Here is a 15,094-nt window from a genome sequence, read left to right as displayed (position 1 = left end):
CAGGTTCATCGCGCCGCCTCGCCAATCAACATTGCCCGGCAGTTTGAACCAGACGCGCGGAAATGTCCAGATCCGAGGGTAAGTGCTTCTAAGGTGCGTCAGTTAGGCGTAGAACGGTTTCGCCCTGGTCGCTGAGCTACACCCTCGCGCAAGGGCAGGCGACACAGTTGGCGTTCCACGCGGGGCTGGATGTGCAGCTTGGTTTTCTGCATGCGCTGCAGCGCAACCGCGAATCGCTGGCTCTGGATCTGATTGAGCCCGCACGCGCGGTGCTCGATGACTGGGTCTATGACCTGCTCGTGCACCGCCGGTTGCTCAGCCCGTCGCTGTTTACCTCGAGTGACCAGGAAGGCGTGCGCCTCGATACGCAAGGACGCGCGTTGTTCTACCGTGCCTGGTATGGCGAGGGCCAGCGCTTGGTGCTGAAGCCGATGCGTCGTCTCTTGGCGCGTCTGCTCGATCGGCTGCGCGCGCAGGAGCGGGTGGCGAGCAACCCAACGCCACCGCTAGCGGCCTGATACCGCGCCCGATGCGCCGGTGGCATCGACCAGGAGCTTGGTCAAGCCTGCCGGTTTTTCGATCGCGACAGGGTGATACAGAATTAGCCGATCTTCAATCGGTCTGGATATTAGAAAACGTTATCCATTTTATCTGATCTTAAAATTTTACTAAAACAGTTAGCAGTCACTGTGCCGAAGCGCGTTGGCCAGAACACCAACGCTTTGGTGGGCCAGCGCGCTTTTTCAATTGCGGCAGTGTGATACAGACCCTTCAACCATTCAACACCGGAGCAACCATTACCATGGAAGCATTCGCACTCCTCATCGCCGTGGCCATAGTCGTCGGCTTGGTGCTCTTCGGGGCGAGCCTTGGCTACGATGACGGCAAGCGTGCCGGCAGCCGCAAGGGCTATGCCGCCGGTCGGCGTACCCGCCGCGTCTAGCGTCTAGCGGCCCTCTTGACGCTGCCCGCCAGCGCCCCTCGGCCATGGATGGCCTTCCTGTGACTGTGATGCCCGAATAAATGCCGACCTGTTCAATCTGCAACGAGTGATTGCCTGCATGCCATTTTTTCACCCAGACAGCCAGCATCAACCTTTGGCGGAGAAGTACCTTCCCGCAGTGCTCAACGAGGTGACTGCCGGCGCTGGCAAGACATCGTTGATCAGCTTGAACCCCGCGGCTTATGAGCGTCTGTATGATCGGATACACGACGCCGAGATCCGCTATGTTCCGATCAACCTGTATGTGATGCGCAAGTTCGCCCGTCTCTATCTCAATGACGAGTTAACCTTCATCGAGGTTGAACAAGTTGCCAAGGAATCTGGCTCTGATCCCGTGCTGATCTTTGCGACCTTTCCCAAAACGGCGGTAATTCAGGCCAAGTATCGCCAATACCATCGCGACGATCGCGCGGTTGAACACTATACCCGGATCGCGCAGGGCGCCTTTCCGCTCTACTTTGGTGAGGGCAGGGATCAGTGATCTCGGACGACGAGACCTCACCTGCACCAAGGGCGGTCACCAAACGCTTGGTCAAACCGCCAGGTTTTTTATTCGCGTCAGGATGAACCCCACAATCCTCTTCACCCGTGTTTGATCAACGGAGATACATCACCATGAGCTGTCAGCTTATCCGCATCCCTGCCGCCCCCAGCACTCGGCGTTCGTCGCCTCCACCACCGCCTCCGAAGGCTCCCCCAAAGCGCAAGTAGGACGCGCGCTTAGGCCATGGATGGCCTGACTGACAACGAACGTTATTGATGTTATCTGATCTTAAAATTTTACCGAAACCGTTAGCAACAACCCTGACGAAGCGTGCTGGCCAAGACACCAAACCCTTGGTGGGCCAGCGCGCTTTTTCAATCGCGGCAGTGTGATACAGACCCTTCAACCACTCAACCATTCAACATAGGAGCAACCATCCCGATGGAAGCCTTCTTCGCACTCATGGTCGTCATGGCCGGGGCCGTTTACTTGGTGCTCTTCGGGGCGAGCCTTGGCTACGATGGCGGCAAGCGTGCTGGCAGCCGTAAGGGCTACGCCGCCGGCAAGCGCACCGGCAGCCGCAAGGGCTATGCCGCCGGTCGGCGTACCCGCCGCGTCTAGCGCCCTCTCTGACGCCGCACCCCTAGCGGCGTTACCTCTCTCACAGACCGAAGACGGCTCGGCGATGTCCACACCCTGGCTTCGCCGTTCTCACCAATGGATTGGTTCCTCACCCGCTTTTTCCTTCGCGACAGGGTGACCGCCCGTACCCTCGTCCAGCCTTCATCCACCCTCGTCTGATCAACGGAGACGCATCGCAATGAGCTGTCTGTTTTACATCCTTCGCCCGCGGCCCAGGCCGCCCTCCTCAACGCGCAACTAGGACGCGCGCCTCGGCCATGGATGGCCTCTTCTCCATCGCGGCATGGCGAAACAGTGACATCAGCTGTCGTTGGCCTTGCTGTTTCACCTTCTTCACTTCATCAGGTACTCACCCATGATCGCTCGAGACACTGATCGTCAACGTCGGTGGCCTGCCTCACCGCTGCGCCTGCCACAGGTTCCTTGGTTGCAGTAGGAGTCCCTCATTGGCCATGGATGGCCATTTTCTCATTCGCCAATCCCTCGCAACATGGCATGGCTCGCGCCATGACCGATTTCATTGCTGAAACCTTCTTCACCCTGACTCTTCACCCTTAGGAGATCCTGATGATCAAGAAGCTACTGTCCATCGACCTGACCCCCTGCGAGATCGTCGCCCGCGATCTCGGGCATCCTTACTTCCCGATCGAGGCCCTGCGCGGGCTGATCGCCGGTGATGGGGTCGATCTCATCGAGACCCTGGTCACCCTGGTCGAGCGCGTTCCCGACGACAACCCGGAAGCGATCGCCGCCAACCGGATGAACTTCACCCGCAAGCAACACGCGCTCGAGGAGGCGGGCGCGCGGGTGGTACCGGCGCCGGCTAAGCGCCTGCCCGACGGCTCCTTCAAGCAGTCCGACGATCAACGCCTGGTGATCGCGACGCTGTCCTTGGCGCTGCGCCTGCGTCCGGACTTCGTGGTGCTGGCGGCGGCTGATGGTGACTTCGCGCCGATGGTCTGGGAACTGCGCAACGTCGGCATCCGGACCGAGGTGATGGCGCGCCCACAGATGCTGGCCAGCGACCTGCGCCGGGCGGCTTACTCGATCATCGACCTCGATGACGTCTTGAACCATGTTGGAGGGACACGCTGATGGGACTGAAACGCGATGAGCTGGGGTTCGTGCGCTCCAACGGCTATGGCCGCATCCGCCGTGATGAGCTTGAGCAGCTGCTGGGTCTTGGCCCACGTGAGGCGCTCTATCGCTCGGGCGTCGATCAGGGCGTGCGCAGCGGCGAGGTGGTGGTCGACAAGGAGGTGGCGCTGAAGCCCGGCGATACCTTCTCGGCCGGTCCGCGGGTGGTGAAGGGGGCCGCTGGCCCCGCGGCTTTGCCACCGGCGCTCAAGCGCGAAGTCGACGCGCTGCGTCGTGCCGGTTTCGGTGGGGTCGGGGTGCCACAGACCTCGGCGGACGGCTGGCGGCTGCGCCTGCGCGGTCTGACCCTGCCGGGCGGGCTGCGCACGGATGCCTTGATCCTGCTGCCGAAGACCTATCCGCTGGCGGCGCCGATCGGCTTCTACCTGGCCAAGGGTGAGCAGGCTGCACGCCTGGATACGGGTCACTTGTTCGAGCGTTCCTATCATGGCGCGCCGAACCTGGCCGCTGAAGGCTGGCAGTGGTACTGCGGGGTAGCCGAGGGCTGGCAGCCTGGTCGGCACACGCTGGTCAACTACCTGTCGGTGACCTTGGCGTTCTTCGCTGACAAGGCGGTGGCCTGATGAACAGCCAACCCGTGTTGCGTCTTCCTTGGGGGCTGGCTGAGCGGCTTCGCGCGCTGCTGCATCCGCAGCCGTTCCAGGAGCGCTTTGCCTTTGCCGTGGCGCGCCCGGTGCAGAGCGCGTCGGCGGCGCCCACGGCCTTGGTGGAGCAGCTGATCCTGCTCGAGCCGCAGGACTACGAGCGCGCCTCCGGTGCCAGCCTGGTACTGACCGAGCGGGCGTCGTCGACGCTCAACCAGTGGATGGTGCAGCTCGCCGGGCAAGGTTGGCAGGCGGTGCATCTGCATAGTCATCCGCCGGGCATCGCAGACTTCAGCGCCACCGATGATGCGGCCGAGTCGGCGTTGTCGCGGTGGCTCGACGCGCAGGGCATAGCGCACTACTGGAGTCTGGTGTGGCCTGCTCAAGGTGTCCCGCGCGCGCGTCTGTGGACCCGCGGTGAAGCGACCACGGCGCAGCTGTGGTTGGGTTTGGCGCCGATGGCGGGCGGTGCAGAGGTGGTCTCGCCGGCACTGGATCGCCAGCGTGCGTTTGGTCCCGGTCTGCGGCAGGTGGCTGAACAACTGCGGGTGGGTCTGGTCGGGGTCGGTGGCCTTGGCATGCTGGTGGCGGAGCAGTTGGCGCGCGCCGGATTTCGTCGGTTTGTGCTGGTCGATCACGACACCGTCGAGATCACCAACCTCAATCGGTTGCCGAGCGTGACGGAGCGTGACCTTGGGCACTTCAAGGTCCAGGTCGGCAAGCGCCTGATCAAGCAGATCGCGCGCAGCCTGGGCCATGAGGCAGAGGTCTCGGCCTGGCGACAGGACATCTACCGCTCGGAGGCGGCGCAGCGGGCGCTGCAGCACTGTGATCTGATCCTTGCGGTGACCGATAACGACCTCAGCCGCACCATGGCGCTGCAGCTTGCGCTGGATGCAGGACGTGAGTATCTGCAGGCGGGCAGCGATATCACGCTGGGCGAGGATGGGTCGATCATTGGCTTGCGCGCTGAGGTCACTGGCGCCGAGATCGGTCGCTACTGCCCCATCTGCAGTGGTCGGCTATCGCCGGCACAGGCGTCGATCGAGGCGCGTGCCTATGCCGGTGATGCGGTAGCTGCGCATGCGCGCAGCGCCGGTTATCTGCCGGATGTGGCGGCGCCGGCGGTGATGAGTCTCAACGCCGTCGCGGCAGGGATGCTGGTTACCGAGATCCAGCGGCGCGCTGCCGGTCTTGGGGTGCGTGATCTGTTGCAGATCGACCTGCAATCCGGCGCGATCCGCGCGCTCGAGCGCTTGCCGGCTGGATTGGATTGCGAGGTCTGCGGGGCTCAGGCCACGGGGGCGGCAACCGATCGGAGCGCTGCCGACTCAAGCGGGCGATGGTGAGACGCCGAAGACCTGCTCGAGCGCATCGAGGCCGAGTAGACGTTGATCGCGCGCGCCGCTGAGACGCAGCAGATACTGATGCCAGGCGTGCACATCCTGCATGCCGCGTTGAATCCATGGCGCACGTCCTTGCTCGGTGGCCAAGGACGCCTGCTGCAATGCGTTCAGATCCGCAGTGGTCAGGGGGTAGACGAGCAGATAGTCACTGTAGGCACCGCCGAAATCCCGCGTGGTTTTGATGTTGGCTTCAATCTTTTTATGATCGGCGCTCTCGGGGTGGAGCTTGGACTCCAAGACGGTGAGCCGACCATCGCGGAACAGGATCAGGGTGTCGAATTCCGCAAGATACCGATCCTCGCGACAGAGGCGGACGTTTTGCCAGACACCCGCGACGCTATCGAGCCGATGACGCTCGAGTCCACGCACTACCGCGTGCCCGATGCACCGCTCGAACAGGAACGACAAGCGTTCCGACTTTAATATCAGCGTCTTGAGGCTGTCTTGCAGGTCGATGGTGGCCAGCATATCGCGCAGGAACCGCTTGAATTCGTCTGATGAGGCAGCCGCGAAGACCGAACCTTCGACCGGGTCCGAGGCGGACATCAAGACCTGGCACAAGGCGTCGATGAACTGTTTTGGCTGCTGCATGGCCCAAGTATTGAGTTCGGTGATCTGCGGCGATGAGCGCTGCTGCTGACGCAACTGCTTGAACAGTACCTGCCCGGCATATTCATTAGCACTGCGGCGCAGCACGCTGAGTCTGGGATCACGGTTCCACTGCGCCTGCCAGCCTGGCAGATCGTCATAGGGTGTCACAACGCTGCGCAGCAGGGCGACGAAGTCGCTGTGGATCTGCGGCAGCGCAGCCGGATTGCGGGCCTTGCTCGCCGCGTTGCGCGCGAAGGCGTCGGCCTGGTCCTTGATCCAGGAGGAGAACGACTGTGGACTGCTTGGCGCCTGGGCACTCGGGCGCGCCTGCTTCCAGGCACGCAGTTGCGGCATGTAGGAGCTGAACAGCAGCCGCAGTGTACGGTCATGACAGAGCGCGTCATAGAGGGCGCAGTGCGCCTCATGCGCGGATGCATCCAGGCCCTGCCTCTGCCAGAGCTGCTCGCCGTCCCGGGGGTCGACGCCGTACATGGAGAACCGCTCGATCAGTTCGCGCCCGGGCGTCAACTCAAGCTCGATAGGGACTTCGACGACGCCTTGATCGGGCGAGACGGTGTCGGTGAGCAACACCCGACCATCATCGGCATCACAGTAGGCCGCAAAGACCTCGCCCCGGAGCGCCGCCGCGAGTTGTTTGAGGGCTTCGACGCCGGTGATGTGGAACAGGCCCTGCCCGGTGGTGCAATCCAGGGCGATCCGCGCGCCTTGACTCAGCAGGCCGTGCCCGGCGTCGGTGAGCGCTTGGCGATACTGCGCGATGCGTTGTGCCAGTGATGGCTGATCCAGGGCGATGACCTGAAAGCCGATCAGGGAGTCAGGATGGCTGTGCTGGAACGCGATGAGCATCCGCTCGGCGGCCTGCGTCCAGCCGCTCGCGCTGGCATGCGGCGTACTGCACAACAGCACCCGCCTCGGCCGCAGGGTGCGCACTAACTTGGCCAGAACCAGCGGGTCCCGCGAGACCATGGCCATTAACAGATCGAAGCGATTCGACATTCAGTGTCCGTTTCGAGGCGCAGACTTAGCCGCCTAATCCGCCCGAGTATACCGATTTTCGTTTGTCCGGCTTGAGGCTGTCTCGGCCTCTGCCCGGGCCTGCACGCTGTCAGTCAGCGACGCATCAATCCGTCAGGAACTGATTCAGTTTATATGATTTAGCAATGACTTATAGACATTAAAGGCCCGCTCCGTTTGGCGCGGGCCACATCCCACTCGCTAGGAGCTTCTTGATGATCTATGACGTCACGCAAACGTCCTTTCTCGTGCCTGCGGCCCTCGATGAGGACACCGCCACCCGGTTGGGTCTGACCCTGCTGCTCGAGCTCGACGGCCTGAGCAACTTCCTCGAGATCGCCTCCCACTACCGCAACAACGCCACCTATCGCATCCTTGAGCTGATTCGCCTCGGCGAGGAGGCCCTTGAGCTGGATGCGCCGCAGCAACCGCTGATCAAACAACTGCGGGCCACCCAGGCAGCGCTGGGTCCCTTTCCCGGCTCCTTTGGTCCAGTGCTCGATGAGGGGCTACGGTACTTGGCCGACACCCTGGGTCTGGCGCCGATCGAACAGCGCATTCTGGGGCTGGCGACCATGGTCAATGCCCATGGTGGCCTCTCGGCCCTTGCCTCGAAGTGCTTCGGCGAGATGGACATCCACCATCTGGTGCGTATCACCGCCACGCTGCTCGGTGAGCCGGAGTTGCAGGTCCGCGCGGCCCTGTCGCCCCAGGGACTGCTCGCGCGCTCCGGACTGCTGAGTCTCGATCGCAAGGAGCGCCAGGAACTGCCGAAGAAATTCGCGCTGCTCGAGGGCATGGCCGAGGCCCTGTGCGGCGGCGCCGAAGAGGTCCGGGGCCTGCTCGAGCGCTGGATTCCCAGCGCGCCGGCCTCTCACCTCGGGCTCAAGGACTACCCGCATCTGCGCGCGGAGATCCGCCTGCTGCGCCGCCTCCTCGAGGCCGGTCTGCGGCAACAGCGCCGCGGCCTCAACATCCTCGCCTATGGGCCACCCGGCACCGGCAAGACCGAGCTGATGCAGGCACTGGCGGGGGCGATGGCCGTACCGCTCTATGCGGTGCCGAACGCCGATGAGGCCGGTGATCCGCTCAACGGTGAACAGCGCCTGCGCTACTACCGGTTGGCGCAGATGGTGCTCTCGCAGCGTGAACAGGCCCTGCTGCTGTTCGACGAGGTTGAGGATGTGTTTCCGCATCCGATTGGCATCCACCTCGGCAATACGCCGCTGACCAAGGGCTGGATCAACAGCACGCTGGAGGAGAATCCGCGCCCGACGCTCTGGGTCTGTAACGGCATCGACGGGCTTGATCCCGCCTATCTGCGCCGCTTTGCCCAGATCATCGAGGTGGAGGTGCCGCCGCAAGCGGTGCGTGAGCGCCTGATCCGCACGCAGACCGGACATCTGCCAGTGTCGCGTCCCTGGCAACAGCGCATCGCCCGCCATACTGGACTCTCTGCGGCCGTGCTGCAGCAGGCCGTCAACAGCGTCTCGAGCCTTGGCGATCGTCGCTCCGAGCAGGTGGAGGCGGATCTGGAGCGGGTGCTCAACAGCACGCTGCAGGCCATGGGCCATCCATTGCTTCCGCGCGCCCGGGCCAGCGAGGTGATGCCCTATCGGTTGCAGTGCCTGAATGCCGATCAGGATCTGCTGGCCCTGGAGCAGGGGCTGCGGCGTGATCCGCGCGCGCGCATCTGTTGCTACGGGCCTTCCGGGACCGGCAAGAGTGCCTATGGCGCAGCGCTGGCCGAGCGGCTGCGGCGACCCCTGTTGGTCAAGCGGGCCTCCGATCTGCTCAGTCCCTTGCTCGGCGGGACCGAGATGAACCTGGCCAGGATGTTCCGCGAGGCGGACCAGGCGCGGGCGGTGTTGGTGTTAGATGAGGCCGATAGCTTCCTGCGTGACCGCCGCGAGGCGCGCGCGCACTGGGAGGTCACCCAGGTCAACGAGCTGCTGGTCCAGATGGAGGCCTTCGACGGGCTGTTCATCGTCTCGACCAACCTGATCGAGACGCTCGATCGCGCGGCCTTGCGGCGCTTCGACCTGAAGATCCACTTCGACTACCTGCGCCCGGAGCAGGCCTGGACCCTGTTTGGCGACTGTCTGCGCCAGACCGGTGGGCGGCTGACGCAGCCGCAGCACTGGCAGGCGCGCTTGGCCGACTTGCGCGGCCTGACCCCGGGGGATTTCGCGACCTTGGTACGCGCACAGCGCTTGGCGTCGAGGCCGCTGACGCCGCAGACGCTCTATGACGGTTTGGTCGCGGAGATCGCGTTGAAGGAGCCCGAGCAGACCCGTCGGCCGATCGGGTTTGCCGCCAACTTCTGAGCTGGATGCTCGGTCACTGAACCGCCGCTGGGCGAGGGCCTTAGCGCAGGCCGTCGCGCAGCGGTACGAAGCTGCCATCAAGAGTCGCGTTGAACCGGCTGCCCAGCTGCAGCAGCCAGGTCTCATGCTGGGCGTTGAGGCTGTCTTTAGTGGTCTGCCTCGCATCGTTGAGCGCATCGAGGATGTCGGCGCGCATCTCCTCCCGAGACAGCGCCTCATCGATCTCGACGAAGGCTTTATCGGCGGCGATCGTGGTGACAACACCGATGACGAGCCCGCCGATGCCACAGACGATCAGGCCCGGGCCGGAGGGTGCGCAGACAGCGGCAGTTCCTAACCCCAGGGCCAAGGCACTGCCGGCAGAGGTGCCTTTCTTAAGCGCTAGTTTCGCCAGCACGCTGGACGCCAGTTGGAAGCTCTTCTTTCCGGCCACCTTGGCAACGACTTGGGCCGCGACCTTTTTCGACAGCACGCCGGCGGCCACAGCGGTCGTCCCGGTGGTGGCCCCGATGCCGGCGGCGCTCAGTGCCCGCACCACACCATCCTCCAGGCCGAGCACCCCGGTGAGGTTGAGTAGGTCGGGACGACAAGGGGATGTCGACTGCCAGTCGGAAAGCTGTTGTCCGAGCCCCTTGGCAAAGCCGGTGAGCCGGGAATCGGCCAGCTCGAGCACCTGTGTATGCAGGGTCTGCAGTTCGGCGTGAAAACCGGTGTCTGCGAAGACCCGTTGCTCGAGTTCTTGGGACATGAGCTTTCCCAGATCACCGGCGATCAAGGCGCCCAAGCGCTGATAGTCGCCAGCGACGGTGAAGTACCAGTCGAGGTAATCATCCACGCCGCCGTCGAGCTTAGCGAACAGCGCGTCGACCTGGGTGTCCACGCGGCGCGCCATCCGTTGATGGATGACCTCGATCTCGGCGGCCAACTCGGCATCGAGGTTGGCACGCAGCGCATCCCGCGCCTCGGTATCAGGATGGCAGGGATCAAGCCGCTCAGCCAGGGGCTCAGGCAGGGTCTGAAACGCCTCCAGATCCAGATCCCGCAGCTTGAGGCTGGCATAGAGCCCGGGCAGGGCGAGGATCAGGATGGTGATCAGGAAGGTCTTGGCCAGGGTGCCGCCGCCAAGCAGGGCATCGACCGGGCGGCTGCGGCGCTCCAGCAGCGCGATGATGCCGATGACATAGAGGGTGAAGGTCAGCGCGAGCAGCCCAAGGTGCAACAAGAAGAGCACCCAGGCGAAGAGCTGCAGGAGCAGGTCGTTCAGCTGCGGGATGATCACCTGCGCCCAGTGCCAGCTGAATTGCTCGAGGACGGCCAATCCCCCGATCAGCCAACCGAAGGCTGGACAGGTGGTCTGCTCGCTGTGGCTGGCAAAGGTCTGCTCCATGAGGCTGCCCCAGTGGGCCAGCCGGGTGTCGGGTGCACCGGTCACCGCGAAGTCGATGACGAAGAAGGCCAGCGCGATCAGTAACATGTTGCTCCAGAGCAATGGCCAGCCACGGGTGACAACGTCGAGTGCCGCTGGGCGCAGCTTCTCCGACTGCAGGCGGCGACGGAAGCCCTGATATAGCCAGGGCAACAGCAGCAGGTTGGCGAACAGCACCGCCCAGTGGGTCGCACTGAGCAGGCTGGCCGAGGCCAAGAGCACGGCCGCACAGCCGATCGCGATCACCAGCAGCAGGGCGCTGCTGACATGTCCCTGCCACAACAGGCTGCGCACGCGACTCTCCGCGGTGGTCGCGCCTTGCAGTAGGGCGCGGCGGTTGAACAGCGCCGCTTCACGCATGGCCAGCCAGATCGGCACGGCGATGAGGATCGGCAGCGCGAGCGCTGCCCAGCAGGGTGCAACGGTAACAGCCTGCACGGCGGCAAACAGCACGAAACCGCTCAACAGCAGCCCGATCGTCATCATGGCGAGCCCAGTGCCCGCTGGGGTGGTTGGCGCGGCAGGTTCAGTGGGATGCATGTGGTGTGTCCTTCAGAGTCGGTGAGCGGTCAGTGAGTGACCGCCCTCTGCGTGCCGCGATCGCAAAAACGGTGGTGTTCACCAAGGCGATGGTCAGTGTTAACGCGGATTCCCCGCTGGCGTCAACGACAGGCCCTGTCGCTTTTGTGCGGACAATCGCTGTCTCCTGTGCCGTACCGCACGGGTCCTCCGGTCCGCGGACCCCACTGAGAGGGCGCCGCCGAGCAGGTCACGCGCTGCCCGATCGCCGATCTCGCGCCAACGGTGGTCGAAACATCCGCTTCAGCGGGCGTTGTTAACCAAGCGCCTTCAGCACAAGGGGTAACCGGTCGATAGGGTCGATGATCGCGGGGGCGAACAGGTCGGTCACAATCGGGCGATCGTGGAGGTTCGCCGCCTTGGTCCAGCAGGTCTCTTTCACACAGGTTCTACGATGAAGACATTCAATCAAAGAGAATATGAAGCCATTAAAAACACCTTTATCACGGCCATTGAAAATCCAGCCTTCATGAATGATCCGGCGTATCTGGCTCTTCTCAAGGAGGAGTTTGACACTGAAGATGGCATCAACCCGAAGATATTGGACTATGTTTTTGGCGTACGGATCTATTAATGCCAATGACGGTGATTGAATTTTGCTATACGTCAATCGAAGGCTTCAATGATGAACAATTTCTTGAGATTAGCGATGGATACAAGGATAGTAAAACATTCTTTTCGCAGATTCCTTGGAACAAGAAACTGTTAGCGCTCTATCCCGGTGACGCCGATGCGCTGTACACCCATTTTAAAGCGTTTTACAAAAACTACATCAATGAATTATACCAATATACTCATGGTCGGGATTTGATTGTGGATGATGATGACGATACTCCGCACTTAACCAAGACCCATTGATGGGTCAACCGCGGCGCGCGGGTGGTGTCGGTCTCGGTACTTAGCATCGGCGCTGGAGCCAGGCGCGCAGCGCGGAATCGCCAAGGGCCGCGGCCACGGACAGCAGGATGAGTGCGAGCAGACCCAGGAGCCCCAGGTCCTCGAGCAGGGCCTGGAGCCTCCACGCCAGGGTCCAGAGCGCACGCCAGAGCGGCTGCGGCCAGACGAGCAGGATCAGCAGCAGACTAGCAGCGGTGATCAACGGCCAGCGATGAAAGCGCCGCTCGATCGAGACCACCAGCCACACAATCAAGGCCGCGAGCGCAAGCTGGATCGCGATCAGGTCTTCAACCGGGGAGGGTGGTGGCACGATGCTCATCGGTAATCAGCGACATCGGCCTGTTCAGGCGAGCGATAGAGTGCCGCCACCTTATCCGACTGCGCGGTCATCACATGGCGCAGCTCCGCCGGCGCGATGACCTCCAGATTATCCCCGGCACCGAGCAGCCAACGCAGCAATTGCCCGGTGGAGGGTACCTGCGCTGAAACCCGCAGGGTGAAGGCGGAGGACTCCGGCTCATCCTCGAGCTGCTGATCGGCGCTCAGCGGGCAGACGCTGAGCAAGGGCACCAGATAGCCCCTCACCCGCAATTCCAGCTCAATCAGCCGGCCCTGACCGAAGTCGACCTTACCCTCGGCGATCGCCCGATCCAGATCGAAGCCCTCCGCTGTGCGCGCCGGCTGGGTGGTCAGGGCCTCGGCGCGGATCATCCGGTGCAGGGCATAGAGCCGTACCGGCGCTGGCTCATCCTCCTTGAGGGCAAACAGATAGGCGATCGGACCGCGTTGCAGCAGCGCTTGCGGATGGATCACGACCTCGCTGCGCGCGCCGGTGGACTTGGAATAGAGCAGCTTGAGCGCGCAAGGCTGGGCGACCGCCAGCACCACCGCCTGCAGCACCTCCGGGTAGAGCTCCACCGGCTGCAGGCGCAGGGTGTCGGGGACGATGCGCAGACGCCGCTCATCGATCAACGGCCCGTCGAACTCGTTGAGCAAGCGTTGCCAGAGCCGATCGAGTCGTCGCGACGGGACCGCTTCGCGGATCAGATCACGCACCTGTTGCAAGGTGTAGTGCCACAGCAGCGGGTCATCCTCGACCTCATCGCCAGTGCGCCGATAGCGCAGTGGTCGACCACCGGCATTGACCGTCTCGATGCGGCCCTCTCGCAGCAGTTCCGCCAGATCGCGCTGCAGCGCACGCCGCCGCGCGCCCTCGCTGGCCTCGCCATAGGCCGCGTTCAGTACCTCGAGCAGGCGCGCGCTGTCCGGACAGTCCGCCGGCGCCGTTACCGCGCGTGGTAACAGCGCCTCCAGGCGTCGGAGCCGTTGAATCCGATCATGCGAGGTGGCGCTCATGGCCTGGAGTATACCTGCGGTGACGACAGCGCATGACGCGCGCTTGGTCTCTTGCCAAGGATCGCGAACGGATCAGCCCATCGCCCTTAGCGCAAATGGCCAACCGCTGTCAACGACACGACCTGTCGCCTGTTTGCGGACAATCGCTGTCTTCTGATCCGCACCGCGCTGGCCATCCGGCACGCGGGTCGGCGGACCTGGCTGAGCTGGAGCGACCCCTGATGTTGATGCCCATGCCCTCGACGTTTTCTCGGCTGCTGGTGGCGGGTGTTTGCCTGGCACCGCTCACGGCGGCTGCGTCGGCCTATTCTGATGAGGACCTGAAGCAACTGTTGACCATCACATTCCGGTCTCCGAGGTTAGCATCATGGAACCGGGCGGACTGCATGCCCGTTACACCGATGACGATCAAGCAGTCTCGATCACCGTGCTCAATCGTGAGGAGCAGATCTCGTTCATCGTGCAGTTCACCGGGGCAGCGCTTGCGCGGTTGCGCTTGGAGGATCTGAACGACTGGAATGCCAACAGTCGCTATCCGGCCTACAGGGTCGATGAGGATCAGGTCAAGCTCGATGCCGTGCTGCTGGTGATCCAACCCGAGATCGGCGCGGTGATGCCCTCGACCAGCTACCTCTCGCTGAACTATCTGCACTTCGCCAAAGAAGCACTGACCTTCCAGCGTTATCTGCATCAACGCCTTGCTGCGGTTGAGACTGAGGCCACCAGCGAGACCTTTGCCGTCGCCGAGGCGGCCAGCGGCTGGACCTTCCCCGAGATCAATCAGGACTTCTCGCGCCGCAGCGAGATCCAACGCGAGCCCTGGGTCGCGTCCCTGAAAGGCGAGCCGTTGTCCGGCTGGGGCACGATCACCGAGGTCGCCCGCTGTGGCTTCTTTGACAGCTCAAAACGCTACGGCAGCCAGTGCCTGAAGATCACACTCGATAACGACACGCCGCGGGCAGTGCTCTATTACCCGACGTCGCGCGAAGCCGAGCTGGCCAAACTCGAGGTCGGGCGCGCCCATCAGTTCAGCGATTGCGAGATCGTCGACCTGCAGGATCTCGGGTTCTGGACCACCGTCACCTGCGATATGCGCTGACGGCGCTCACGCAGGTCATCAAAAAACCCCCTGGTTCACCACGCCCATGATGGGCAACACACTGGAGAGACGCGATGAGCAAGTTGAAAGCCTGCCCGGCCTGTGGCAAAGAGGTGGCGACATCGGCCAAGAACTGTCCGCACTGCGGCAAAAAATTGAAGATGGGCTTGTGGCCCCGCATTGGCCTGGCGCTGTTGATCTTTGGCGTGCTGACAGTGATTTTCGGCCCCTCCGATGAAGACAAGGCGGCCGCCTTGGCCACTGAGTTGAGCAGTCTGCGCAGTGCCAGTGCCGCATCAATCTCCCCGCGTGGCGAGTTGGCGGAGGCGTTCGTGTTTGGTAGCGACTACACCGACATCCAGCGAGAAAACATGGAAGCCGAGTTGATCGGCAAGGTCGTGCAATGGCGTTTGCCGGTGTATGAGGTCAGCAAACAAGGTGACAACCGTTATCGCGTGCAGACGGGCGAGGGGACGGGCACTGTCGGCACCTTCCTAGTGATCCACA

General features: G+C 63.1%; 16 protein-coding genes. 12 read left to right on the top strand and 4 right to left on the bottom strand.

What is annotated here, in order from left to right:
- Nucleotides 1-131 precede the first annotated feature (131 nt).
- From CCR96_RS03020 to CCR96_RS02990, 7 genes are all read left to right on the top strand, one after another.
- Nucleotides 132-518: a CRISPR-associated endonuclease Cas1 gene (locus CCR96_RS03020; protein WP_201217058.1), complete on the top strand. Its 387-nt coding sequence runs from the start codon at nt 132-134 to the stop codon at nt 516-518.
- Between the two features lie 284 nt (nt 519-802).
- The gene (locus CCR96_RS03015; RefSeq protein WP_201217055.1) at nt 803-943 is read left to right on the top strand and encodes a hypothetical protein; all 141 of its coding nucleotides are present in this window, start codon (nt 803-805) and stop codon (nt 941-943) included.
- Between the two features lie 118 nt (nt 944-1,061).
- Nucleotides 1,062-1,484, top strand: coding sequence for a hypothetical protein (locus CCR96_RS03010; RefSeq protein WP_201217052.1), 423 nt, complete (start codon nt 1,062-1,064; stop codon nt 1,482-1,484).
- Between the two features lie 444 nt (nt 1,485-1,928).
- Nucleotides 1,929-2,108: a hypothetical protein gene (locus CCR96_RS03005; protein ID WP_201217049.1), complete on the top strand. Its 180-nt coding sequence runs from the start codon at nt 1,929-1,931 to the stop codon at nt 2,106-2,108.
- Between the two features lie 588 nt (nt 2,109-2,696).
- Entirely contained in the window at nt 2,697-3,224 is a 528-nt protein-coding gene (locus CCR96_RS03000; protein WP_201217046.1) for an NYN domain-containing protein, read from the top strand.
- A complete protein-coding gene (locus tag CCR96_RS02995) occupies nt 3,224-3,850 on the top strand; it encodes a hypothetical protein (RefSeq protein ID WP_201217043.1) in 627 nt (208 codons plus the stop codon). The genes CCR96_RS03000 and CCR96_RS02995 overlap by 1 nt, the downstream gene beginning before the upstream one ends.
- Nucleotides 3,850-5,220 (top strand): ThiF family adenylyltransferase, encoded by a 1,371-nt coding sequence (locus CCR96_RS02990; protein ID WP_201217040.1) that lies wholly within the window; start codon nt 3,850-3,852, stop codon nt 5,218-5,220. The genes CCR96_RS02995 and CCR96_RS02990 overlap by 1 nt, the downstream gene beginning before the upstream one ends.
- Here the strand turns inward: CCR96_RS02990 and CCR96_RS02985 are convergent.
- Complete coding sequence (locus tag CCR96_RS02985) at nt 5,203-6,885, bottom strand: hypothetical protein (RefSeq protein ID WP_201217037.1); 1,683 nt, start codon at nt 6,883-6,885, stop codon at nt 5,203-5,205. The two genes, CCR96_RS02990 and CCR96_RS02985, sit on opposite strands and share 18 nt — an antisense overlap.
- Before the next feature lie 233 nt (nt 6,886-7,118).
- On the opposite strand from CCR96_RS02985, the gene CCR96_RS02980 reads away from it, so the two are divergent.
- Complete coding sequence (locus CCR96_RS02980; RefSeq protein ID WP_201217034.1) at nt 7,119-9,230, top strand: AAA family ATPase; 2,112 nt, start codon at nt 7,119-7,121, stop codon at nt 9,228-9,230.
- 40 nt (nt 9,231-9,270) lie between these two features.
- On the opposite strand, the gene CCR96_RS02975 is transcribed toward CCR96_RS02980, so the two are convergent.
- Complete coding sequence (locus CCR96_RS02975) at nt 9,271-11,196, bottom strand: hypothetical protein (protein WP_201217031.1); 1,926 nt, start codon at nt 11,194-11,196, stop codon at nt 9,271-9,273.
- A 433-nt stretch (nt 11,197-11,629) separates the two neighbouring features.
- Between CCR96_RS02975 and CCR96_RS02970 the strand changes: the two genes are divergently transcribed.
- Nucleotides 11,630-11,809: a hypothetical protein gene (locus CCR96_RS02970; RefSeq protein ID WP_201217028.1), complete on the top strand. Its 180-nt coding sequence runs from the start codon at nt 11,630-11,632 to the stop codon at nt 11,807-11,809.
- Nucleotides 11,809-12,093, top strand: a complete 285-nt coding sequence (locus CCR96_RS02965) for a hypothetical protein (RefSeq protein WP_201217025.1) — start codon at nt 11,809-11,811, stop codon at nt 12,091-12,093. The genes CCR96_RS02970 and CCR96_RS02965 overlap by 1 nt, the downstream gene beginning before the upstream one ends.
- Before the next feature lie 40 nt (nt 12,094-12,133).
- On the opposite strand, the gene CCR96_RS02960 is transcribed toward CCR96_RS02965, so the two are convergent.
- On the bottom strand, nt 12,134-12,451 hold the full coding sequence (locus CCR96_RS02960) for a hypothetical protein (RefSeq protein ID WP_201217022.1): 318 nt from the start codon (nt 12,449-12,451) through the stop codon (nt 12,134-12,136).
- Complete coding sequence (locus CCR96_RS02955; protein ID WP_201217018.1) at nt 12,448-13,488, bottom strand: helix-turn-helix transcriptional regulator; 1,041 nt, start codon at nt 13,486-13,488, stop codon at nt 12,448-12,450. The genes CCR96_RS02960 and CCR96_RS02955 overlap by 4 nt, the downstream gene beginning before the upstream one ends.
- 367 nt (nt 13,489-13,855) lie before the next feature.
- Here CCR96_RS02955 and CCR96_RS02950 point away from each other — a divergent pair, with 367 nt between their 5' ends.
- Complete coding sequence (locus tag CCR96_RS02950) at nt 13,856-14,587, top strand: hypothetical protein (protein ID WP_201217015.1); 732 nt, start codon at nt 13,856-13,858, stop codon at nt 14,585-14,587.
- A 74-nt stretch (nt 14,588-14,661) separates the two neighbouring features.
- A partial coding sequence (locus tag CCR96_RS02945; RefSeq protein ID WP_201217012.1) for a zinc ribbon domain-containing protein occupies nt 14,662-15,094 on the top strand: 433 nt, incomplete at its 3' end.

This window comes from Halochromatium roseum (assembly GCF_016653315.1).
In the GTDB taxonomy this organism is placed as follows: Bacteria; Pseudomonadota; Gammaproteobacteria; order Chromatiales; family Chromatiaceae; genus Lamprobacter; species Lamprobacter roseus.
Note: the sequence above shows the minus strand (reverse complement) of the source record. Positions and strands in the feature narration are given on the sequence as shown.